The organism is Acetobacter sicerae (assembly GCF_011516765.1).
In the GTDB taxonomy this organism is placed as follows: domain Bacteria; phylum Pseudomonadota; class Alphaproteobacteria; order Acetobacterales; family Acetobacteraceae; genus Acetobacter; species Acetobacter sicerae.
This window is the reverse complement of sequence record NZ_JAAABN010000006.1, coordinates 219,259-241,878: the sequence shown is the minus strand read 5'-3', so window position 1 is coordinate 241,878 and position 22,620 is coordinate 219,259. Positions and strand designations below refer to the sequence as shown.

Sequence of the window (22,620 nt, the reverse complement as noted above, 5' to 3'; positions counted from 1 at the left end):
ACTGAAAGCTCCTCCGTTCAGGCGGGAGGAAGAACCAGAACGCGGTTCAGGCTTTCCAGTCTTGAGAAAAGCTCTGCCCATACCGTGAAGAATTTCCGTTCGGACAGGCCGCGCTCCTGCATGACGGCGGCAATGGCTCCAACAGTCCGTTCACCGTCAATCAGCGGCAGAATGCTTCGCGCCTGAGTGGGAAGCGGAACGGGAACCGTCAGCGTCCCGAATGAAAAGGGCAATGTGCTGTTCGGAAGAATCTGTTTCGCTAGCTCATCGCCCGGTATTTCCCGCATGACAGGCACAGTCGCCGGGTCACAACAGTCCGGAGGCGTTGGGCGCGATCCATTTCGCACGACATAGGCCACATGGGTCGCCATGTTGCCCGTCAGGGATTCGGCGACCTCGGCCTTCTGACGCCATGACAGCTTCTCGACACGGGCGCGCAGTTTGGGATCGGGCAGGAACAGCGAAGGATCGTAGCGGGCGGGTTCCATCAGGCAGGATGGTTCAAGATTGGCCTCAGCCAGCAGATCGAGGAAAGCACCGATCGTGTAAGCCCGGTCGCGCGGGTTGAGCAGGAGATCATAAAGCCCGGCGTCGCCACCCGTAAGATGGTCGCCGAAGTTCCCGTTCTCACGCAGCCATGCGGTGGCGGGAAGCGTGCGCATGACACGCCTGGCGATATCGAGCCGTGTCGAGGGGGATTCTGAAAAGGGCGTGAGACGTTCAAGCGCTTCCTGAATCATATACACGCCGGTCCGGCCGTAGGGCGCATAGACCATCAACCCCATGCCGCCACCGGGAAGGAGCGCCTGTTCAAGGACTTTCAGCGTTTCCAGCGGGGCAGGCAGATGATGCAGAACGCCACAGCAGTCGATGTAATCGAACTGACCGGGCAACGTTTCTGGATCGGTGAGAGAGCCCTGGATGAAGCGGATATTGTTCAGGTTGCGGGCTTCGGCGCGGGAGCGGGCAATCTTCAGCGCATGTTCGGACCGGTCCACGCAGACAACTTCGCCCGGACGATTGCTGCGGGTCATCTGTGTCGCGAGCATGATCGCGCCGTCACCGGTGCCGCATCCGGCGACAAGGGCGCGCAAGGGCTGTGAACGGGGACGACGGGCTCCGAAAACCCAGTAGTCGATTTCCCGTAAATGACTCGGGCTGCCGATCAGGAGGCGTTTTGCCTCCTCGCGTGGATCACGTTCCGGATAAGGATAGGCCTCATACTGGGCGGCAAGTTCCGTGTCACGGGCATCGGTGCTGGTCATGATGAAGTCTCCTGAGACACGGATTGTCTGGTCAGTGGGAGGACGGTGACGCGGCAGACCCCAGCCTGTCGAGCATGGCGGTCATATCGGGCGTCTGCGCTGTCGCAATGGTTTTAAATCCGCTTTTGTGCAGCTCTTTCATCGTGTTTTGAGAAATCGCAATGGCGCGGAGAGAGCGGGGTGAGCTGCCGGTATTGGCAAGGGCGGTGCAGAAAGCCCGTGCGCTGGCGGCTGAAAACACCATGACTGTTTCAATCAGCCCTTCACGCAGGGCTGAAAGCGCATCGGATGGCAATGTCGTCGCTGGCGCGGTTGCATAGGCGACCCGGCGACGAATGCGAAAGCCGTTGCTCCGAAGTGTTTCGGCGAGTGCAAGCCCCTGATGCTCGCCGGACAGCAGCAGAAGCGGCCCGGATGCCGGAGAGAGCCGCGCGGTGACGAGTTCCGCCAGTTTCGCCGCATCGCCACTGGCGCTGATGACCGTCTGAAAGCCGTGCTTTTTCGCACGGTCGGCCGTGGCGTCGCCCACGGCATAAACCGGAATGTCATGTGCAACGGAGGAAGACAGAGTCTGAATTGACTGGCTGCTGGTGATCAGCACAGCGGCAACGCCAGTCTGTTCTGACAATGCCCGAGGCGTAATGATAAGCGATTCCATCCCCCAGCAACGCCAACCAAGCCGTTCCAGCATTTCGCGCGTTTCAGTCAGCGCCGGTTCCGGACGCACAACAAGAACACCGCGAGGGGAGGGCGTGTCCTTGTTCATGCTGGGAGTCTCATGCCGGAGCAGTCATGCCTGTGAGTCAGTCAGTGAAGATCGAAGCAGGGCTGTCCGCACGGAGGCTGCGACCGAGTTCATGACCCATCCGTTCCGCATCCGATGCCTGACCGACAATGTCGCGGCGCAGCAGGAAGGTGCCGTCTTCGGAAGCGACCAGTCCGGTGAGATGCAGTTCGCTTTTGGCTCCGATTGAAGGTGAAAGCAGGCGGGCATAACCGCCGATCGGCGTGCGGCAGGACCCGTCCAGTTCGGCCAGCAGGGCGCGTTCGGCGGTCGAAACCGCACGGGCTTCATAATCTTCAATGGCCGAGAGCAGTTCGCGCAGTTCGACGTCGCTTTCACGGACCGTCACGCCGACAATGCCCTGTCCGGCCGACGGCACCATGACGGACGGCTCCAGCACGATGGAAGCGCGATCTTCCATCCCCAGACGACGCAGCCCGGCGAGCGCCAGTAGCGTCGCGTCACACTGGCGCGCCGCCAGCTTGTCGAGACGGGTCTGCACATTGCCGCGCAGCAGGCCGAATCGCAGGTCCGGACGCACATGCAGCATCTGGGCCTGTCGACGAACCGACGCGCAGCCGACCAGCGCACCTTCAGGCAGAGCGGAATAAGGATCGTTCGGATCGTTGCCGGGCGTAAAGCCGGGACGCAGGATCAGCGCGTCGCGGGCGTCTTCGCGGCGCATGGTGCAGGCCAGCACAAGACCGGGCGGCAGGGTGGTCTCAAGATCCTTGAGACTGTGAACGGCGAAGTCGATCCGGCCGTCCAGCAGGGCCTCGTGGATTTCCTTGGCGAACAGCCCCTTGCCGCCGATTTCGGCGAGGGCGCGATTCTGGACCTGATCACCTGTCGTGTTGATCAGGTGCTCCTGAAACGCGTTCATGTCGCGCAGGACGGGACAGAATCGCGTCAGGCGTGTCAGGAACGCGCGCGTCTGCCAGAGTGCGAGCGGCGACCCACGCGTGCCGACACGCAGCGGAAGCTGCCGCCGATGTTGCGGGGGCGCTGCCTTCTGGCGAGCGGCTGCCTCGGCTGCAATTTTCTGCAGGGTCGGCGAAGGGGATGTTTGTGATGGCTGTGCGGAGACCATTGGGCGTGTTTATTACCAGCACCGGATGAAGGAAAGGTGACGTGACGCCAGATAGGACCGACAGAAACGCTTGCGATGGACAGGCTCTATATCCCAGAGGGCCAATTCTTGCCATCGAGTCGTCATGCGATGAGACCGCGTGTGCCATTCTCTCACCGGAGGGGGAGGTGCTCGCCGAGAAGGTGATTTCGCAGGAAGCGCACGCCGCTTTCGGAGGTGTGGTGCCCGAGATCGCAGCCCGCGCGCATCTGGCGCTTTTGCCCGATCTGGCGCGGAAAACAGTGGAAGCATCAGGCCTCACTCTGCATGATCTGGGAGCCGTGGCGGCCAGCACCGGACCCGGTCTGATCGGCGGGCTGATCGTCGGCGCGAACTTCGGCAAGGGGCTGGCGATCGCGCTCGGCAAACCGTTCATCGCGGTCAACCATATCGAGGCCCATGCGCTGTCCGCAAGGCTGCCCGGCGTCTCGAAAAAAAATATTTCGTTCCCGTTTCTGCTGCTTCTGGTCTCCGGCGGCCATTGCCAGTGTCTGGCTGTGGAGGGGATCGGACGGTATCGCCGTCTCGGCGGCACGATTGACGATGCCGCGGGCGAAGCCTTCGACAAGGTGGCCAAGATGCTCGGCCTCGGCTGGCCGGGCGGTCCGCAACTGGAGGCGCTGGCGAAGGAGGGAAATCCTGCCGCCTTTGCGTTTCCACGCCCGCTGAAGGGCAGGGCGGGGTGTGACTTCTCCTTCTCCGGTCTGAAAACCGCGCTGGCCCGCCAGATCGAACCCTATGGCAACACGGCGCTTCCCCGCTCCGTGGCGGCGGATCTGTCCGCCAGCTTCCAGCAGGCCGTCGCGGATGTGATTGAAGACCGTGTCCGCCACGCCTTCGCCATGATGGAGCCGCCGAGCACGCTGGTGGCGGCTGGCGGCGTGGCGGCCAACGGCGTGCTGCGGACCTCCCTGACCCGTATCGCAGCCGAGCACGACGTGCCGTTTGTCGCGCCACCACTGCGTTTGTGCACGGACAATGCCGTCATGGTTGGTTGGGCGGCGCTGGAAGTCTGTCATGAAGCGGCGCGACGCGGCCTGCCCATGCCGGATGATCGCGCCGTGCGACCTCGGCCACGCTGGCCCCTGTCAGAGATGCAGGAACGGTTTGCAGTGCAGGCGGAGGCTGTCTGAGCAGTGGTTTCTGATCCTGCGTTGCTCGTCCTGTCTTGAAAACGTCTCACGACAAATGGTGATGAACATGACTGAATTGATGCAGATCGCTTGTCGCTGAGGTGTCGTGTGCTATGTCCGTCGCCCTTGCCGAGGTTAACGGACGCAAACATGACGAAAAATCGATTTCTGACAGGCGCCGCGGTGGTTGTACTGCTTGGCGCTGCCGGTCTGGCTCCTGCGCGGGCTCAGACCGGGACCGCCCCCACACAGGCTGCATCTGACGCCGCCCGTCTGGTGCCGGCGGCAACAGGCGCCGCCGTGCAGACCATCCCCGGCATGCCTCCGGTGATCGACGCCAGCAATATCTATTCCGAGGCCCGTCCCGGAAACGTCAATCCGGAAGTCGCGAAAGACCCGGCCCGCATTTACGTGCCGAACCTGCGGTCGAACGATGTGTATGTCATCGACCCTGCGACGATGAAGGTCGTGGACCGTTTCCCGGTCGGCAAAAGCCCGCAGCACGTCGTGCCGTCATGGGATCTGCGCACGATCTGGGCGACGAACAACGCCGAGGGCACGACCGCAGGCAGCCTGACCCCGATCGATCCGCGCACCGGCAAGCCGGGCGCCCCGGTCCCGGTGGACGATCCTTACAACATGTATTTCACGCCCGATGGCAAGTCGGCGATTGTGGTGGCGGAAGCCCGCAAGCGCCTCGATTTCCGTGACCCGCACAGCATGCAGATGCAGGGCTCGGTGGAAGCGCCGGAATGCCGCGGCATCAACCATGCCGGTTTCTCCATCGATGGACGCTACGCCATCTTCACCTGCGAGTTCGGCGGCATGCTGGCCAAGGTGGACACGGTCAACCGTCAGCTGATCGGATATCTGAAGCTGTCCAAGGGCGGGATGCCGCAGGACATTCTGACGGCTCCGAACGGCAGGACCTTCTACGTGGCCGACATGCATGCTGACGGCGTGTTCATCGTCGATGGCGATACGTTCAGGGAAACCGGCTTCATCCCGACGGGTGTCGGCACTCACGGCATCTACCCGAGCCGTGATGCGAAGTTCATGTATGTGGCGAACCGTGGTTCCCACAAGGTGCATGGCCCGCGTCACAGCAAGGAGGGCAGCGTCTCCGTCATCGATTTCGCAACCAATCAGGTGATCAGGACCTGGCCGATCCCGGGTGGCGGCAGCCCCGACATGGGCAACGTCAGCGAAGACGGCAAGCTGCTCTGGCTGTCCGGTCGCTTTGACGATGTGGTTTACGCCATCGACACGACGACTGGCGCGATGACCAGCATTCCGGTCGGCGCGGAGCCGCACGGTCTGACCGTCTGGCCGCAGCCGGGCCGTTATTCTGTGGGCCATACAGGCATCATGCGCTGAAGTTCAGCAGCTCCGACGGGTATTTCGCCTGTCGGAGCCGCCACGCAAATGACTGGAATGGCAGGGTTTCCCGCACGTCAATTCAGACGTTGTAAATTATTTCTGGTGCAAAGCGCCGCTTCCACTTAAAACCCCCTCCCAAAATTCGTCAGCAACCCGGCGGTGGCTCCGCCTGAATGGTTCTGTGTCCCGATCGGGGCGGAACCGGACACGCACACCACTGTCGATACGGAGAACTCCGGTCTATGTCCGATATTCTGCCACGCGTTTCCCCTGAAGAAGCTCCTTCCGGCCTTCTGCCGGTCGAAGGACAGGAAGGTGTGTGGCACCTTGCGCCTCCGGAGAAGGAATACGGTCATCTGTTCCCGGCCAAGGTGTTGACGGTTCATCACTGGACCGATCGTCTGTTCAGCTTCACCACCACACGCGATCAGGCCCTGCGCTTCGAAAACGGCCAGTTCACGATGATCGGCATGGAAGTGGACGGCAAGCCGCTGCTGCGCGCCTACTCCATCGCCTCGCCGAACTATGAAGAGCACATGGAGTTTCTTTCCATCGCCGTACCCGATGGTCCGCTGACCTCCCGTCTGCGCCATGTGAAGGTGGGCGACACGGTGCTGATCGGCCGCAAGCCTGTCGGCACGCTGCTGCTCGACAACCTGCGTCCGGGCCGTAACCTCTACTTCCTGTCCACAGGCACCGGTCTTGCGCCGTTCATGAGCCTGATCAAGGACCCGGAGTGCTACGAGCGCTACGAGAATGTCATTCTGACGCACACGGTCCGTATTTCTGGCGAACTGGCGTATTTCAACCACATCCGTCACGAACTGCCTGAGCACGAATTCCTTGGCGAGATGATTGCCGGCAAGCTGCGTTACTACCCCGCCGTGACCCGCGAGGACTTTGAAGTCACCGACCGCATCACGACGCTGATCGAGAGCGGCAAGATCTTCAAGGATCTTGATCTGCCGCCGTTCGATCCGGAACTGGACCGCGTGATGATCTGTGGTTCGCCGGAAATGCTGGCTGATACGGAAAAGATGCTTGAGGCACGTGGCTTTGACGAAGGCAATAATTCCAAGCCGGGCGCTTATGTCGTCGAGAAGGCGTTTGCCGAGCGGTAAGACGCACTGCAATGCTGGTTGATGGAAAGGCTCTGGACAGGTTGTCCGGGGCCTTTTTCTTTTATGGCGTCAGTCGCCGTCTTCCCGGTAGTTCGGCGGTCGGTAAAAGCGCCCGTCAAGCAGTCATCCCGTAGGTTGGTTGCTGCTGCACAATGTACCGCGATACGCGACGATCCTGCCAATTATGGGCATCGATATGTCGACATCGAAACAGAAGTGTCCGTCCCGCTCAGTCTCAAAACTCACGCCGGACGGCAAAAGGATGTCCGGCATCGCGATTCCGAAGAGAGTCCAGCGCCTTGGAACCAGAAGCAGCCGATCATCCTCCACTACCAGAGCCACGGCGAACTTCGCTGGTCCAAACCGTTCTATTAAAAGATGCTCGTCCCGGTCGGCGCCGACTGATTGCACGGAAGAGAAACGTTTTCCGCCAAAGTCGCGAACCCAGCGTTCCGCTCCGTTTTCCGGAGAAAAGGTCACCGTGACCGGCACATTCGATGCGGTCTTCGGGAAACCAATGAGTGCAGCCACGAACGCTGCCATCAGGCCGCGTCCTCGCCGAATCTCAGCGAACCCCGTCCATTGCCGGGTAGCGGAAGTCCCGTGCAGGTCCTGCAGACGCTGCGGCAACGTGGCGAAGGCTGATCCGAGGATTTTGCGGTACAGCGGAGCTTGCGGGTCTGGTTCCCGGAACCCGGTGTAGATCTTTCGGCCGCGAAACAGGGTGTCGTAATCGGCAAGATCCAGGGCTCGGACAGCCGGACGCGCACCTGATGGTGGGCGTTCGCCGGTCAGCAGTTTACGCACAATCGCCTCGATAGCCATTGAGGGGATGTAAGGGCCATCGTCACCTTCGGCGAGGAGATGCCAGGTTCTTTCCACACTCCGGGCATCCGCGACGCCTTTCGCGCGAACGAACATGCCGCCGCGATGCTCTCCGAAGCGCATCCGGTTCAGTACGGCGTAGAACAACCGGGAGAACGGTTCAAACGACGGAAGGCCGAGGGTTGAGCGCAGCCGAGCCAGCAGATTGAGGATCCGATGCAGAATCTCCGGGACTGGACCAGCGCCCATCCAGATATCGGTCATCGTGGGATGCTCGAGCGGGATTACCTGCAGGTCAGGCACGTCGACCAGCGAAAAATGGATATTCCGCAGCGGTAATCGACCCGGCACCGCGACGGTGAAGCGCATACTCTCCCCCAGGCCAATTCCATGCGATGGCTCGCCATGGCGGCGAAGCTTTACCTGCGCCCCAGCATAGTCGACCACCGCGCGCATGACATTCAGGCCGATGCCCGCATAAGGCGACGGCGCGATGCCTCCTTCGACGACCTCGATATCCATCGTCTTCGCCATTTCTCGCAGGACAGCGGCGGTGAGCACAGGAAAACTGCTGACCCCGGACAGCACGAAAACACCCGCCGACTTCGCCTGCCTGTCGAATTTCGATACGCCGAAGACGAAGTCGGCGGCATCGGCGAAATCCAGATAGTCTACGCCGGAATCTATGCAGGATGCGATCACGTGATAGCGATGGGCTCCATACTTCTGGAATGGCCCGGACGCGTCGATGACGAGATCAGGCTTCTGCGCACGCAAGGCCTCGGCGATGTCTGCGCGATCAAGAACGAACGGCCGGACCCGGGCTTTTCCTCGGTATCGAGCGCAGAAAGCCCTGGCGCGGGTCAGATCGCGACCACATATGAGAAACTCGATCTGGGGGAGATCCGAGAGCAATTCCGCCAGACGTCCACCAAAGACACCGTACCCGCCGAGGATCAGGATTTTCATGCATGCCACCGCGTGTTTTTCACAGCAACTTCTCTCCGCGCGCATTGTGGCATCTGGAACGGGTCTGGCGTCTCTATACGCGCAATATCGCCCTCAGTGCCGCCTTCTATGGACCACTGCAAGGTCCGGAAATCGCCGTGTGCAAAGCCTTGCACCGAGAGCTTACTGCTCGGTTCGGACATGAATGGTACGACAATCGGCTGACGATACGCCCTAATTCCTGCGGCAATGTTAACGGTTTATTTCAAAGCGCATGACACATCGGGAGTTCCTTGAAAATCCATGTCTCAGTTCTGCTTCAAGAAGTGCTGCTAATCGTGTGTCCAGAGCGTCTTCTGGCACAATGACGAAACCCTCCCGGAGATAGAATGGAGCATTCCAGGGAACGTCGAGAAAGGTAGTCAGAGTTATTCGTGACAGTTTGTTTTGAAAACTCCACTGTTTGAGTGTCTGGATCAGTGCACTCCCAATTCCCTGTCCCTGCCAGTCTGCAGCGACTGACATTTCAGCAATATGAATATCACCATTTTCTACAGAGGCTGTGAGGAACCCGACAGGCGCATCTTCCTTGCCTGTATCTACCGCTACCCAGCATGTTCCTGCCTGAATGGATCGACGATGCACTTCCGCTGACATGGGGGGCTCATCAGCAATCCAGCTCAATGCTGGAATAGACTCGAAGGCTTGGGCAGCCGATTTCTCAATCTCAGGTAACTTATCCGCCTCGGTGGTGCGAGTTCGGCGGATCCGAAAGGCTGATTGTGCGGTAGATGATATCATGGCTGAAGAGCGTACAGGATCGTAAGCCGTTAGTGTAGGTTGGCGTGAACCCAATAATATAGTTGCAGATTGTTGCCATAGAATAAGCTGTGCAACTGGATGTCGACACCTACGTCCGTTCTTCCCACCGAACAGGGATGGTGAGTATCCGACTCACAGTGCCAGAGCCCGCGAGTTTGATGGACATGCAAGCCTCGCGTTGCAAGGAAAAGGACGCGAGCCTGCGTGATTGTTAGTCGGCAAGTCTCCGTGCCAGACTGTCGAATGCCGGTTGGTAGATCAGGGTCGGCATCCGCGCCTGCATAGTCGCAGCATGGTCTGGATCAGCCTCAAACTGTCCTTTCCAGCGGATGAACGTGCGGTCTCCGTCCGTGACGGGAAACAGGCTGATCGTTGAACGATAGTTCCTGATCGGCAATGCAGACTCGATGATCGAAAACGTCATCGTGTGATCCGTATCGGACAGGGCGAGAAGCTGTTCGCGGATAAGACCGACATCGCCCATTTCAAGCCGTCGGATAGCGCCGACGCGATCGCCCGGATCGTCCTTTTCAATCTGGCAGCTTTTCACGCCCGGCAACCAGTCCCCGATGGACCCGAAATCCCGGATAAGAGGCCAGACGGATGTAATGGGCGCATTGAGAACACTGCTGGCCATGACGTCTATCATCGTATTGTCCCCGATTGCTGCCGGGTCGTATTTAAAGTGACTGGCCACCCGTCACCTCGATCCGCTGACCGTTCACCCAGTGCATGCTGTCGGACAGAAGGGCCGCGGCGGCTGCGCCAATATCGTCCGGCTGCCCGACACGTCCGAGGGGCGTGATCTCTGCCAGACTGTGATTGACCTCGGCGTTATCGCGCACCAGCCCGCCACCGAAGTCAGAGGCGATGGCGCCGGGGGCGACCGCGTTGACGGTAATACGGCGTTCTCCCAGTTCCTTTGCCATGTAAAGCGAGATCACTTCGGTCGCTCCTTTCATGGCCGAATAGGGACCGTGATCAGGCAGGTAGAAGCGTGTAGCCGCCGAGGTAATGTTGAGAATATGACCACCATTCCGGATCAGCGGCAGAAGGGCCACGGTCAGCAGATACGGCCCTTTGAAGTGAATGTTGTACTGGTTGTCGAGCTGTTCGGGTGTCGCGGCATCAAAACGGGTGTGGATGATGTTTCCTGCATTCTGCACGATATATTTCAAATCAGACTGCGAAAACTCCTGTTCAAGAATATGTCTGACCTGCGCGATAAATGTCGTAAAAGTCGTATGATCTGAAATATCCAGTTTCAGCATGCGCAGTTTCGCACTGTCAGTGCTGAGCGCTGTCTCTGCTGCTTTCGCCTCGGCCTCATTGGTGTGATAGGTGCCGATTACATCGACACCCGCTGCAATCAGATGTTTTGCGATGCTGTAACCGATCCCGCGATTGGCGCCTGTGACAAGGGCAGCGTGCTTCTGGTTCATGACCGGTTTCCTTTGACGGAGTGCGTAGGGAGCAGACTGGGTGAGGCAAGCCCGACGGATTTAAAGATCACTCGATACATAAATTGGGTGCAGTGGTCCGTCAATGAATTGCGGATCGATTGATACATATTGGCGGCAGGATGGCGGCCAGCGAGGATTTCAGGACAGTCTACTGGTTGTGGAAAATGCGTCAGCGCGCCATCGCGAGACTGTTCCAGACCTGCATGAGCGTCGTGATGGCTGCGTCCAGTTTCTTTGCCCTGTCGCCATCTCTTGCTTCGCAGGCCATGCCGTGAAGAAAGGTTGTCAGCAGAACAGGCAAGGTTTCGGTCGTGGGTGAGGCTGTCAGTTCCCCGTTTGCGACGGCCCGGTCCACGCAGGCTTTGATGCCTTGCCGACTGCGTTCCCGCTCGGCGGCCAGAAGGTCCTGCACGGACTGGTTTTCAGGCGAGCAGTTGCAGGCTCCCAACACAATCAGGCAGCCGGTGGGATGTGAGCGGGTCGTCTGCATGCGGGCGGAGCGTCGCAGGGTCTGTTCGATGGCGTCCCGTGGGGCGAGCGTTTCATCCCATAGCGGCGCCATGACCTGACCATAAGTTTCCAGATAGCGCTGCACGACTTCGCGAAACAGCGTTTCCTTGGACCCGAACGCAGCATAGAAGCTCGCGGGCGAAATATTGCCCATGCTGGCCTTGAGCTGGTTCAGGGACGTCGGCTCATAACCCTGCGCCCAGAACAGCGTCAGCGCGGCATCCAGCGCCTTGTCCCGATCAAATTCACGGGGCCGTCCTGTGCGGGCCATGCATCGTCTCCGTCCGTGTAGATAATTTTCTATACTAATCGGTCCGGAAATGGATTGCCAGCATTACGCACTGAAGCCACCGTCAATGGTCTGCATGGCTCCGGTAATGCCGCGCGCCGCAGGACTGGCCAGAAACGAGACGTAGGCGGCAACATCCTCTGCGGAACCGTGCTCCTTGATGGCCATGATGCTGTGCATGAGATCGGCCAGAGGACCATTGGCCGGATTCATATCCGTGTCGGTCGGTCCTGGCTGGATGACATTGACCGTGATGTGACGGTGCCCAAAGTCCCGCGCCAGACCGCGCGCCATGCTTTGTAGTGCGGATTTCGTCATGCTGTAGGCCGCCAGTCCCGTGAAAGGCACCCGGTTGGCGTTCGTGGAGCCGATCAGGATGATCCGGCCACCATCGGGCATGGAGCGGGCGGCTTCGACCGAAGCGTGATAGGCGGCGCGAATGTTGATATCGATCATGCGATCAATGTCATCAGGGTCGAGCGTCAGAGGATCTCCGGCAATGCAGATTCCGGCGTTGAAAACAAAGATATCGATGGGACCGGCCTCGCGCGTGGCGGCAAGAATTGCGGAACGGTCTGTTGCATCCGCCTGAATGGCTTCCGCCCCGGTCTGGCGGGCAAGGTCTTCGGCTTTTGTGCGTGAACCGGCCCATGTGAAGCGCACGGATGCGCCTTCGCTGGCCAAGCGTCTGACGATTGCTGCGCCAATTCCCCGGCTGCCGCCGATGACAAAAGCCTTCTTGCCTGAAAAATCCGTCATGTCGTCTTCCTCCCTGTTCTGTATCAATCAATACAGAACAGGGAGGTGTCAGCATGCAAGTTAATTCTGTATCGGTAGGTCCATAATATTTCTGTGGCCGGTCAGCTTTAAAATGTGCAGTCATGCGTTTGTGCCTCGTCAGTTCCCGGAAAGACTGTCTGCACCAGCACGGGGGCATCCATGATCAATGTTGACGCCAACAGTATTCGCTTTCACGCGGTGGCTTTCGAGTGCTTCATTAAAGCGTTTCCTCGCTGGTGAGGTGTCGATAGTGAAGGGATTGGGTTATCCCAACCGCTTTGGAAATTTCTTTTTTTGTCAAACACTTTTTCAAAACACCAGCGGGATTTGTCTGGAGTGGACAGGAAGATCCGCACCGCTGCCTTCTGACTGAAGGAGGCACGCCGGACGTCGGATCATCGACATTCAACCCGGCATTTCTCTGTCGCTCCTGATCAACAGGCCCTCGCGACCAGCAACGCCACCATCCCCAGAACGGCAAGCGACAGAGTAACAACCGTCACCACACGCGGTCCTGCCGCCAGCACGTTCCGCAGATCAACGCCCAATCCCAGCGCCGCCATGGCGACGAGCGTGAACAGGCTGCTCATCGTGTGGAGCGGTGCAAGCAGGACGTGCGGCACCAGACCAAGCGAGCGGGCCGCCATCAGTCCCATGAAGACCACAATGAAGGGCGGCAGGAACCTGTTCAGACTGAAACCCGGTTTTGTGTCATTTCTGAAAGGGGTCTGCCGAGCGTAAATCAGCGAACAGACCGCCACCACCGGACCAAGCATCAGCACGCGGATCAGTTTGACCAGTGTGCCGATCTGAATAGCCGTCGCCCCCATCGGCCCGGCTGCTGCCAGCACCTGCGGCACGGCGTAGACCGTCAGTCCTGCCAGCACGCCGCCTTCTGTCTGTGTCAGATGGAGCGTATGGGCGGCCAGAGGGAGACACAGAATCACCACGATGCCCAGCACGGCGGTGAACGCCACAGCGGTAGCGGCTTCGTCGTTGTCCGCGTCGATGGCGACGGCAACCGCAGCAATGGCGGAGTTGCCGCAGATGGCGTTTCCGCAGGCGATCAGAACCGCCATTTTTGCAGGCAGGCCGAAGGCGCGACCCAGCAGAACGCCCGCTCCAATCGCAATGCCGACTGTTCCCACAATACCCAGAACAAGCATGGGACCAGCTTTCATGACCATCTCAAAGCTGACCGCAGCGCCCATCAGGGCGACGGCTGCTTCCAGCAAAGTGTGGGCGGAGAAATGGATACCGCTCTCAAAGGTTGCGGGAGGCTGCCACAGAGTGCGCAGGATGGTTCCTGCCAGAATGGCCAGCACGAGGCTTTCGATCCAGGCGGTGCCGACAAGAGACCGTTCAGCCTGTTCGAGCAGCATGGCGCTTCCGGCCACGGCCATACTGAGCAGGAGGCCGGGCAGAGCGCGAAAAATGGGAGGTGTCCGTGTCATGCCGTGAGCATCGCTCTGCATGAATGACAAATCCAATGGATTGATATAGTCGTTTCAATAAAGGAAATCTATTGAATGACGCTCGAACAGCTTCGTATCTTTGTGACGGTCGCGGAATTGCTGAACATGCGGGCTGCGGCTGAAAGGCTTCATCTGTCGCAACCTGCCGTCAGCGCCGCCATCGCGGCTCTGGAGGAGCGACACGCGACGCGCCTGTTCCACCGCATCGGTCGAGGCCTTGAACTGAATGAGGCGGGGAGGGCGTTTCTGCCTGCCGCCCGGAGTGTGCTGGCGAAGGCGGCGGACGCCATTCAGGTGCTGGACGACCTGTCAGGGTTGGTGCGGGGTGACCTCCGTATCGCCGCCAGTCAGACGGTGGCGACTTACTGGCTGCCGGGGTTTCTGACCCGGTTTGCGGCACGTTACCCCACAGTCAGGCTTGATCTTCGCGTCAGCAATACGGCGCAGACCGCCGCTTCCGTCATGGACGGTGAGGCGGATCTCGGTTTTGTGGAAGGCAGGATCGACAGAGCCTTTTCTTTGCACAAGCATCCTGTGGGTGGCGATGATTTTCGTCTTTACGCCGCCCCCGGTCATCCTCTGGCGGGACGTCCCGTGGATCGGGAAGCTCTCCTTCAGGCGCAGTGGGTGCTGCGGGAAGATGGGTCAGGCACGCGTGATCATCTTGCCCGCTGCCTGAAGACGATTTTTCAGATTGATCTGGCCGATCTGGATATCCGGCTGGTCCTGCCTTCCAACGAAGCCGTGCTGGAAGGTGTCGCAAGCGGCGGGCTGATCTCGGCTGTTTCCGACCTTGCCGCCGCGTCGCGCGTGCGGGCCGGACTGGTCGAAGTGCTGGACTGCATGCTCGAGAAGCGCGCTTTCCATATGCTGCGCCATCGCGAGCGCCCTCTGAGCAGCGCCGCACAGGCGTTTGTGGACATGCTCTGACCGTCATCGGGGACGGTTACATCCGGGGTGGTTGTTTCCTGTACCCACTCAAGGCATTTTCGGGTCCAACAGTTTGATGAAATCGAATGGAGTGGACCGAATGCCCGAGAATACATCGTACGACGTTGACCTGCTGGTCATCGGCGCGGGATCGGGCGGCGTTCGCTGCGCACGCATCGCCGCCGGGCATGGAGCCAGAGTTGCGGTGGTCGAAAGCCGTCACTGGGGCGGCACCTGTGTCAATCTGGGCTGCGTGCCGAAGAAACTGATGGTGCAGGCCAGTGAATACGGCGACTATGTGGAGGACAGCCACGGATTTGGCTGGAATACGCAGGAAGGCGCATTCGACTGGGGCAGGCTGATCACCGCCAAGGACAAGGAAATCTCACGCCTCAACGGCATCTATGTCTCGATGCTGGAAAAGGCCGGCGTAAAACTGCTGACAGGTTTTGCGACCTTCGAGGATGCGCACACCATCCTCATCACGCCGTCGGAACTGGCCCCGGAGGCGAAGCCGGAGCGGATCACGGCGAAGCAGATCGTCATTGCGACAGGATCGACCCCTTCAAAACCTGAGATCGTCGGTTCCGATCTGGCCATCACCTCTGACGAAGTGTTCAGCCTGAAAGAGATGCCAAAGCGTGTCTGCATTATCGGCAGCGGTTATATCGGCGTCGAGTTCGCAGGAATCTTCGCCGGGCTGGGGGCTCAGGTCGATCTTGTCTATCGACAGGCGCTCCCTCTGCGTGGGTTCGATGAGGACCTTCGCGAAGCGCTGCACGAGTCCATCACTCAGCGCGGCGTGACCCAGCACACACAGGCCAGTCCGCAGCGTATCCGCAAGGAAGGCGGGGCGCTGGTCGTCACATTGGATAACGGCACGGAACTGACCGTCGATTGTGTGCTGATGGCCACAGGACGCCACCCGAAGAGTCAGAAACTCGGGTTGGAGAACACCCGTGTCCGCTGCACGGAGGAAGGGCGTATCGAGGTTGATCGTCACTTTGAAACAGCGGAACCGGGTGTGTTCGCGATTGGCGACGTGACGAATCATCTCAACCTGACGCCGGTCGCCATTGCGGAAGGGCATATTCTCGCCGACAGGCTGTTTGCGGATCGTACCCGTGAGTGGTCGTTCGAGACCACGCCGAAAGCCGTCTTCTTTACGCCGCCGCTCGCCAGTGTTGGTCTGTCCGAGACCGAAGCGGCGGAAAAGGGGGCGGTGGATGTCTATATCTCGAAGTTCCGTCCGATGCGCCACACGCTCAGCGGTCGCGAGCGGCGCACGCTGATGAAGCTTGTCGTGGATCAGGGAACCCAGAAAGTCGTGGGCGCGCACATGCTGGGCGAAGATGCGGCTGAACTGATGCAGGGTCTGGCCATTGCCGTGACGGCGGGACTGCGGAAGGCTGATTTCGACCGGACGATCGGTATTCATCCAACGTCTGCCGAGGAATTTGTCACCATGCGCACGCGGACGCGTGTGAGCGGAGATTGACGGTTTTTTCCTGCTTCGAGGCGCATTCTTTCCCGATTGACGGGCTTGAGTAATTCGTTACGAATAAGCTACGTATAGGCAAGATCAGTGTCATCTCATAATGAGATGAGCGTCTTGATGTGTGTGCCGCAGGCAGGGTGTCCCCACGGACTCTGTCAGGCGACCACACCATAACGATCAAGCGTGAATGAGGCAGGGGGCAGCGAGCGTTTATGAATATACAGTTTTCCTCGTTCGCGGGGCATGCCCCGTATCGGCAGGGTGAGGTGGCAAGGCCGCTGAAATCCCGCTTCTCCGGGGTTCTGGCTGCTGTTTCTGTGGGTGCGGCAGGGCTTTTCTCCGCCATGCCGGCTTTTGCCCAGGAGGCTGCCGCGCCAGCGCCGAGCATTGACACGGGTGACACGGCCTGGATGCTGGTCAGTACGGCGCTCGTGCTGATGATGACCATCCCGGGTCTGGGTCTGTTCTATGCCGGAATGGTTCGCAAGAAGAACGTGCTGGCGACGCTCATGCAGAGCTTCGCCATCTGCTGTATCATCACCATTGTCTGGATGGTGGCGGGTTACTCGCTCGCCTTCTCGAACGGCACGCCCTATGTCGGCGGCCTGTCCAAAGCGTTCCTTGCGACGCTGGGCGAGCATATCAGCAAAGGTGCGGACGTTCCCTTCACGATCGGTGCGGGCACTGATTCCGCTTCGACCATGACGATCCCTGAGAGCATCTTCATGATGTTCCAGATGACCTTCGCGATCATCACGCCTGCTCTTATCGCGGGCGCCTATGCTGAGCGCATGAAATTCTCGGCGGTGTGCCTGTTCAGCATCCTGTGGTCGCTGATCGTTTACGCTCCCGTCGCTCACTGGGTCTGGAGCCCGCTTGGCTGGCTTGCCGGCATGGGCACGCTGGACTTCGCCGGTGGTACGGTCGTCCATATCAACGCGGGTGTGGCCGGTCTGGTCTGTGCGCTGGTCCTCGGCAAGCGTCGTGGCTATGGCACGGAAGACCTCGCGCCGTTCAATCTGACCTATGCCGTTATCGGCGCGTCCCTGCTGTGGGTCGGCTGGTTCGGCTTCAACGCGGGCTCTGCTGTCGGCGCGAATGGCCGTGCGGGCATGGCGATGGCCACCACACAGATCGCGGCGGCTGCCGCCGGTGTGTCCTGGATGGTCGCCGAGTGGTTCCGCACGGGTAAGCCGACGGTTCTCGGCATCATTTCCGGCGCTGTCGGCGGTCTTGTGGCCATTACGCCGGCTGCCGGTTTTGTGCTGCCGGGTGGTGCTCTGGCCATCGGTCTGATCACCGGCGTCGTCTGCTACTGGGGTGCGACATCCCTCAAGCACATGATGGGGTATGACGACAGTCTCGACGCTTTCGGTGTGCATGGTGTTGGCGGTATCGTTGGCGCCCTGCTGACGGGTGTCTTCGCTTACGGTCCTCTGTCCGCGACCGATTCCGATCCGGCAGGCACGTCCGGCTCGCTGCACCAGCTTCTGGTGCAGGCTGAGGCTGTCGGCGTGACGATTGTCTGGTGTGGCATCATGACGTTCATCCTGCTGAAAGTCGTGGATCTTGTTGTGGGTCTGCGGGTCTCCACGGAGGCTGAGCAGGAAGGTCTGGACGTTGCGCTCCATGGTGAGCGTATCAACTGATCCCTGAGAGATCAGATGTTTTTGGGAAAGGGGCGGGTCGGTTGATCCGCCCCTTTTTCGTTCAGGTTCAGCACGCTTGTATGATAGGGCGTTCTGGTTTCTTGTGGGGGGAGATGCTGTGCCGCATGGGTGCGGTATCACCGTCAATTTTGTGATGTAAGGATAGCCGATGGGCTTCAATCGTTCCGTTCGTACGGTAACTGCTTCGCTTGCTCTTCTGGCGGCGGGTGCGGCGTGGTCTGTAGCGCTGCCGGGTGAGGCGCATGCTGCCATTACGGCCAAGGAGTGCCACGCGAAATTCAAGGCCGCCAAGGAAGGCGGCACTCTGGCCGGTCAGAGCTACAAGGACTTCAAGGCGGCGCAATGTGCTGGTGCCGAGGCCGAGCCAGAGGAGAAGACTGAAGGCGAGGCCGCTGCTGCTCCCGCTGCGACTCCGGCTTCTGAAGCGGCGACTGAGACCAAGAGTGAAAGCAAGGCCAAACCAGCTTCCAAGGCGTCGACCTATTCAGGAAATGCCGTGTTCCCCAGCAAGGTCTCTTCAAAATACTCTTCCCTGTCCGCAGGCAAGGCCCGGATGAAGACCTGTCTGGATCAGTATCATGCGAACAAAGCCTCCGGCGGCAATGGTGGTCTGAACTGGATTCAGAAAGGTGGCGGTTATTACAGTGTTTGTACGAAGCGTCTGAAGGGCGAATAAGTCTTTCTACAGCTTGGATTTAATAAGAAACCGCCCTTTCAGACAGGGCGGTTTTTTTATGTTCCCGGTTCATATTTTAAAGGTTTGGAAAGGGATGTATCCAAAAAATTAGCTATTCGAACCAATAATTGGACCCCAGAGAATTTCTTTTTGAGTGCAATCAAAAGGTTGCGCTGTGACTGGGGAAAAAGATGAGCACCATGGACGTCACCGGAGCCTATGAGAATTTAACCACGTCAACTGAGAGTGCTACCATTGAAAGCGGAGCACGGCTCAATGTCTCCTCAGGGGGGGTGGTGTCCGCTGTCACGGTCATGAGCGGTGGGTTGCTCTTCGTTGGTAAACAGGCCGATAAGTCCGATGCGGTCGGGGCTCAGGGCGTCGTCAGTGGAGGAACAATTTCCTCCGGAGGTACGCTGACGGTTTATGCGGGCGGTCTGGTCGAAAATGTGCTGGTCAATTCAGGCAATCTGCTGGTGTCCAGCGGTGCCGTTGCAAGCGGACTGACACTCGCTTCGGGTGTTGCGGAAACCCTCTACGGGGTGGATTCCGGTGCGACTGTGCAGGCGAATGCCGATCAGATGGTCGAGGCTGGAGGTAGTGGAGTAGGCGCGACGCTGAAGTTGGGCACGCAGGATGTCCTTCAGGGTGGTTCCGCCATTTCGACCACGGTCATCGGCGACAGTGCGGATGATCTTGCCTATGGCGGTGGCCAGAACATTTACGCGGGCGGCTATGCCTCTCACACTATTGTCACCCAGTATGGCAACCAGACGGTTATGTCGAGCGGCTTGGCAACCGACACCATCCTGACAGACGGCGGTATTCAGGATATTCAGCAGGGTGGTTCAGCGACCAGCACGACTGTCAGCAGTGGTGGTTCGTTGCAGGTCGACGGCGGCGGCTTTCTGTCGGGCGCCACGATTTCCAGTGGAGGTTCACTGGCAGCGACCAGCATGACCGGCTCCGCCACAACGGTTTCTGATGTGACCGTTCTCAGTGGTGGCACGCTGGATCTGAAAAACACCGGTATCACCGTTACCGGTCTGACGCTGTATAGTGGTGCTGACATTCAGCTTGATGCCATTGAGTACTCGTCCTCTGGTGACCAGCAGACGACCTATACAGTCACAGGCGATACTCTGACTGTTTCCGGCTATGATGGGGACGGTAATGCTGTCACGCAGTCCTTTTCCTTCGCCGGGACTGCAGGAACCATTACACCAGACGAATTCAGTCTGGTGCAGGGCGCAAGCGGTACTGTCGTGAATTATGCCGCCTGCTACTGCCCCGGCACGCTGATCGCCACGAAAGATGGAGAAGTTCCCGTCGAGCAGCTGAAAATCGGCGACATGGTGCGCACTGCATCCGGCACTCTGAAAAAAATCCGCTGGATTGGTCATCGTAGCTACGCTGCCGAGTTTGTCAGAAACAATCGTGGCCTGATGCCGATCCTTATCAAAGCCGGTGCCCTTGCTGACAATGTGCCGCGTCGAGATCTGAAAGTCTCTCCTCTGCACGCCATGTATCTGGATGGTGTTCTTGTGGCGGCCAGTGCTCTCATCAACGGCGAGACGGTCATTCAGTGCGATGTGAACGAGCAGATTGACTATTTCAATGTTGAGCTGGACACGCATGATCTTCTGATGGCGGAAGGCGCGCCTTCAGAAAGCTACGTTGAAGACGGCGGGCGCGGCATGTTCCACAATGCCGCTGAATACTACTCGCGTTATCCAGATGCCGTGTCCGAGGAAGCGGTTCACTATGCGCCGCGCGTTGAAACAGGGGAAGTGCTGGTTGCAATCTGGCAGTGCATCAACTCCCGGGCGAAGACTCTGAAGGCGCCACATCTGTCAGGTCAGGTCGTGTATGCGAACGTCCAGAGTATCGCCGGATGGTTTGCCGGAACCGCTGATGAGAAGCCGTTCCCCGTTGAGCTGGTGCTTGATGATAAGGTGGTTGCGCGTCTGATGACTGAGGCAGGACAGAATGTCCCGACCGAACATGGTCCGGAGATGCGTCATTACTTTGGGATGGCCTATCCGAAGAAACTGGCGTCGCGTGAGGTGGTCATAAGACGGGCAGAAGACGGCTGTCGTCTGTTCCCGGGGATTCTGCCGGAAACGCCGGAAGAGGAGACGTTCACCGGACAGGCGGATGCGGGACACGCTGCATCTTTCGATCCTTCTGACTATCGCGGGGGGCTCGATCACGCTTCCCATGATTGTGTCGGCGGCTGGATCTGGAATGAAAAGCGCCCGTGGGAAAAGGCCAGAGTCGATATCTGCATTGACGGTAAACGTGTCGACACCGTGCCTGCTGTCAATTACCGGGCGGACCTTGTGCCGGCAGGAATGGGGAATGGCTGGTCCGGCTTCAGAATGGCTCTGAAGGAGCCGCTTGACTGGAAGACATCGCACACAATCGCTGTTTTTTACAGCGGTACGGATGTTCATGTGGCCGGTTCGCCAGTACAGCTTGCTGTACCGGAGCAGTTTGACGGCGCACTGCGCAATGTCATCGGACGCGCCGTAAAAGATCTGTCCTCTTCGGTCGAGCGTCGGCAGGCGTTGTCGTTCATTCTTGAGCAGGCTGCTCACCTTCGACAGAAGGAAGCTGATCTGGACGGGCAACGGGAGGAGCGGACGGCTCTTCACCATGAGCGACGGCTGGCTGGACGTGCGGCGGCTGACATGCCGGTAATGAAGCGTGCGCTGGTGATCTGCGAGAAGATGCCGCATGTCGGCCATGATCCCGATGCCGCTCCGCTTCTGTCCCATATCCGTTCACTCGCACGGCTAGGCTACGATGTTACGGTCTCGACAGTGGACCAGGCAGCGGTGCCGGAAACAGAAAGACTTCTGGAAGCGGAAAGTATTTCTGTTGCCCGGGCTCCGCTTTACGCCTCGCCGGAAGAAGTGTTGCGTCGTCAGGCTGGCTGCTTTGATCTGGTTTATCTGCGGGGACTGAGCGCTGCTTCTTCCTATGCCGGTCTGGCTCGTCGCTACATGGGACGCGCTACTGTGGTCTATGGCATGCGGGAGCTTCAGTATCTCCGGATCGAACGTCAGGCTGAGACGGAAGCGCGTGTGGACTTGCAGCGTGCGATCGGAAGAATGCGCACGTATGAGATGACCACAGCGCTTCTTTGTGATCAGGTCATTGTGCACTCACAGGCCGAAGCCAACCGTCTGCAACATCTCGTGCCGGCACTGAACGTTCATGTCGTTCCATGGGAAGTGCAGCCGGAAGCCGTGGCGCAGACTTCCTCTACCCGGTCGGGCGTTGCTTTCTTTGGTTACTATGACCGGGCGGACAGTCTGGATGCGGCCATCCTGCTTGTGCGTGAGGTTATGCCACTGGTGTGGGCGCGTCGTCCGGACATCCGGTGCCTGCTTGCCGGTCCGGGTCAGGGAAAAGTGGTTGGCACACTCGCAATGCCTGCTGGACCGGATTGTGGTGGTGTTGAAATCCTCGGCGCAATCACTGATCCGTCGAAAAATCTCTTCTCACAGGCTCGCGCCGGTGCTGTGCCTCTGAATTTCGGCGCGGGTGTCGATGGTGTGGTTCTGTCGGCTTTTGCAGCGGGCGTCCCTTGCGTGATGAGCGCAGTCTCCGCAGAAGGTCTGGTATTGCCGGGTCGGTTGACGGGACTGGTGCAGAACAGCGTGGAAGGGATCGCGGAACAGATTCTTCGGCTCCATGATGAGCCGGAGACCTGTGATGAACTCGGACGGGCGGAGCTGCGCCTGATCCGGGAGCAGTTTACCGCAGAGAATGTGGACCACTGTCTCGGTCAGGCTTTGGGAATGAAGCCGGTCTCTCAGGCTGCGGTCAGCATGGCTGGTTAAAGTGCATTCCCGCCTGATGTGCTCATGGCTCAGGCGGAGAATTTTGCGTTCCCTTCATGGGGTTTTTCCTG

General features: G+C 59.3%; 18 protein-coding genes. 8 read left to right on the top strand and 10 right to left on the bottom strand.

Annotated elements, in window-relative coordinates:
- Positions 1-17: 17 nt before the first annotated feature.
- The 3 genes from GVI59_RS09165 to hemC are packed head-to-tail and all read right to left on the bottom strand — an operon-like array spanning position 18 to position 3,139.
- Positions 18-1,265: a class I SAM-dependent methyltransferase gene (locus GVI59_RS09165; protein WP_173573976.1), complete on the bottom strand. Its 1,248-nt coding sequence runs from the start codon at positions 1,263-1,265 to the stop codon at positions 18-20.
- A 31-nt stretch (positions 1,266-1,296) separates the two neighbouring features.
- Entirely contained in the window at positions 1,297-2,031 is a 735-nt protein-coding gene (locus tag GVI59_RS09160; protein ID WP_173573975.1) for a uroporphyrinogen-III synthase, read from the bottom strand.
- Positions 2,032-2,068: 37 nt separating this feature from the next.
- On the bottom strand, positions 2,069-3,139 hold the full coding sequence (hemC, locus tag GVI59_RS09155) for a hydroxymethylbilane synthase (RefSeq protein ID WP_173573974.1): 1,071 nt from the start codon (positions 3,137-3,139) through the stop codon (positions 2,069-2,071).
- Positions 3,140-3,180: 41 nt separating this feature from the next.
- Between hemC and tsaD the strand changes: the two genes are divergently transcribed.
- From tsaD to GVI59_RS09140, 3 genes are all read left to right on the top strand, one after another.
- Positions 3,181-4,311 carry a tRNA (adenosine(37)-N6)-threonylcarbamoyltransferase complex transferase subunit TsaD gene (tsaD, locus tag GVI59_RS09150; RefSeq protein WP_173573973.1) on the top strand — a complete coding sequence of 377 codons (1,131 nt, stop codon included), beginning with the start codon at positions 3,181-3,183 and terminating at the stop codon, positions 4,309-4,311.
- 150 nt (positions 4,312-4,461) lie between these two features.
- On the top strand, positions 4,462-5,688 hold the full coding sequence (locus tag GVI59_RS09145) for a YncE family protein (protein ID WP_173573972.1): 1,227 nt from the start codon (positions 4,462-4,464) through the stop codon (positions 5,686-5,688).
- A 245-nt stretch (positions 5,689-5,933) separates the two neighbouring features.
- Complete coding sequence (locus tag GVI59_RS09140; protein WP_173573971.1) at positions 5,934-6,812, top strand: ferredoxin--NADP reductase; 879 nt, start codon at positions 5,934-5,936, stop codon at positions 6,810-6,812.
- A 123-nt stretch (positions 6,813-6,935) separates the two neighbouring features.
- On the opposite strand, the gene GVI59_RS09135 is transcribed toward GVI59_RS09140, so the two are convergent.
- The 7 genes from GVI59_RS09135 to GVI59_RS09105 all read right to left on the bottom strand — a co-directional run bounded on the left by GVI59_RS09135 (position 6,936) and on the right by GVI59_RS09105 (position 13,924).
- Positions 6,936-8,606, bottom strand: coding sequence for an SDR family oxidoreductase (locus GVI59_RS09135; RefSeq protein ID WP_173573970.1), 1,671 nt, complete (start codon positions 8,604-8,606; stop codon positions 6,936-6,938).
- 231 nt (positions 8,607-8,837) lie between these two features.
- On the bottom strand, positions 8,838-9,386 hold the full coding sequence (locus tag GVI59_RS09130; protein ID WP_173573969.1) for a GNAT family N-acetyltransferase: 549 nt from the start codon (positions 9,384-9,386) through the stop codon (positions 8,838-8,840).
- Between the two features lie 232 nt (positions 9,387-9,618).
- Positions 9,619-10,056, bottom strand: a complete 438-nt coding sequence (locus GVI59_RS09125; RefSeq protein ID WP_173573968.1) for an SRPBCC family protein — start codon at positions 10,054-10,056, stop codon at positions 9,619-9,621.
- Positions 10,057-10,087: 31 nt separating this feature from the next.
- Positions 10,088-10,849: an SDR family NAD(P)-dependent oxidoreductase gene (locus tag GVI59_RS09120; protein ID WP_173573967.1), complete on the bottom strand. Its 762-nt coding sequence runs from the start codon at positions 10,847-10,849 to the stop codon at positions 10,088-10,090.
- A gap of 190 nt (positions 10,850-11,039) precedes the next feature.
- Positions 11,040-11,651 (bottom strand): TetR/AcrR family transcriptional regulator, encoded by a 612-nt coding sequence (locus GVI59_RS09115; protein WP_173573966.1) that lies wholly within the window; start codon positions 11,649-11,651, stop codon positions 11,040-11,042.
- A gap of 63 nt (positions 11,652-11,714) precedes the next feature.
- On the bottom strand, positions 11,715-12,428 hold the full coding sequence (bdcA, locus tag GVI59_RS09110; protein WP_173573965.1) for an SDR family oxidoreductase: 714 nt from the start codon (positions 12,426-12,428) through the stop codon (positions 11,715-11,717).
- Between the two features lie 455 nt (positions 12,429-12,883).
- Complete coding sequence (locus tag GVI59_RS09105; RefSeq protein WP_173573964.1) at positions 12,884-13,924, bottom strand: YeiH family protein; 1,041 nt, start codon at positions 13,922-13,924, stop codon at positions 12,884-12,886.
- A 54-nt stretch (positions 13,925-13,978) separates the two neighbouring features.
- Between GVI59_RS09105 and GVI59_RS09100 the strand changes: the two genes are divergently transcribed.
- The 5 genes from GVI59_RS09100 to GVI59_RS09080 all read left to right on the top strand — a co-directional run bounded on the left by GVI59_RS09100 (position 13,979) and on the right by GVI59_RS09080 (position 22,549).
- Complete coding sequence (locus GVI59_RS09100; protein ID WP_173573963.1) at positions 13,979-14,854, top strand: LysR substrate-binding domain-containing protein; 876 nt, start codon at positions 13,979-13,981, stop codon at positions 14,852-14,854.
- A 100-nt stretch (positions 14,855-14,954) separates the two neighbouring features.
- Entirely contained in the window at positions 14,955-16,352 is a 1,398-nt protein-coding gene (gene gorA, locus GVI59_RS09095; protein WP_173573962.1) for a glutathione-disulfide reductase, read from the top strand.
- Positions 16,353-16,696: 344 nt separating this feature from the next.
- The gene (locus GVI59_RS09090; RefSeq protein WP_269150970.1) at positions 16,697-18,001 is read left to right on the top strand and encodes an ammonium transporter; all 1,305 of its coding nucleotides are present in this window, start codon (positions 16,697-16,699) and stop codon (positions 17,999-18,001) included.
- A 169-nt stretch (positions 18,002-18,170) separates the two neighbouring features.
- Positions 18,171-18,698: a hypothetical protein gene (locus GVI59_RS09085; RefSeq protein WP_173573960.1), complete on the top strand. Its 528-nt coding sequence runs from the start codon at positions 18,171-18,173 to the stop codon at positions 18,696-18,698.
- A gap of 191 nt (positions 18,699-18,889) precedes the next feature.
- Entirely contained in the window at positions 18,890-22,549 is a 3,660-nt protein-coding gene (locus tag GVI59_RS09080; RefSeq protein ID WP_242013033.1) for a Hint domain-containing protein, read from the top strand.
- The last annotated feature ends 71 nt before the right edge of the window (positions 22,550-22,620 follow it).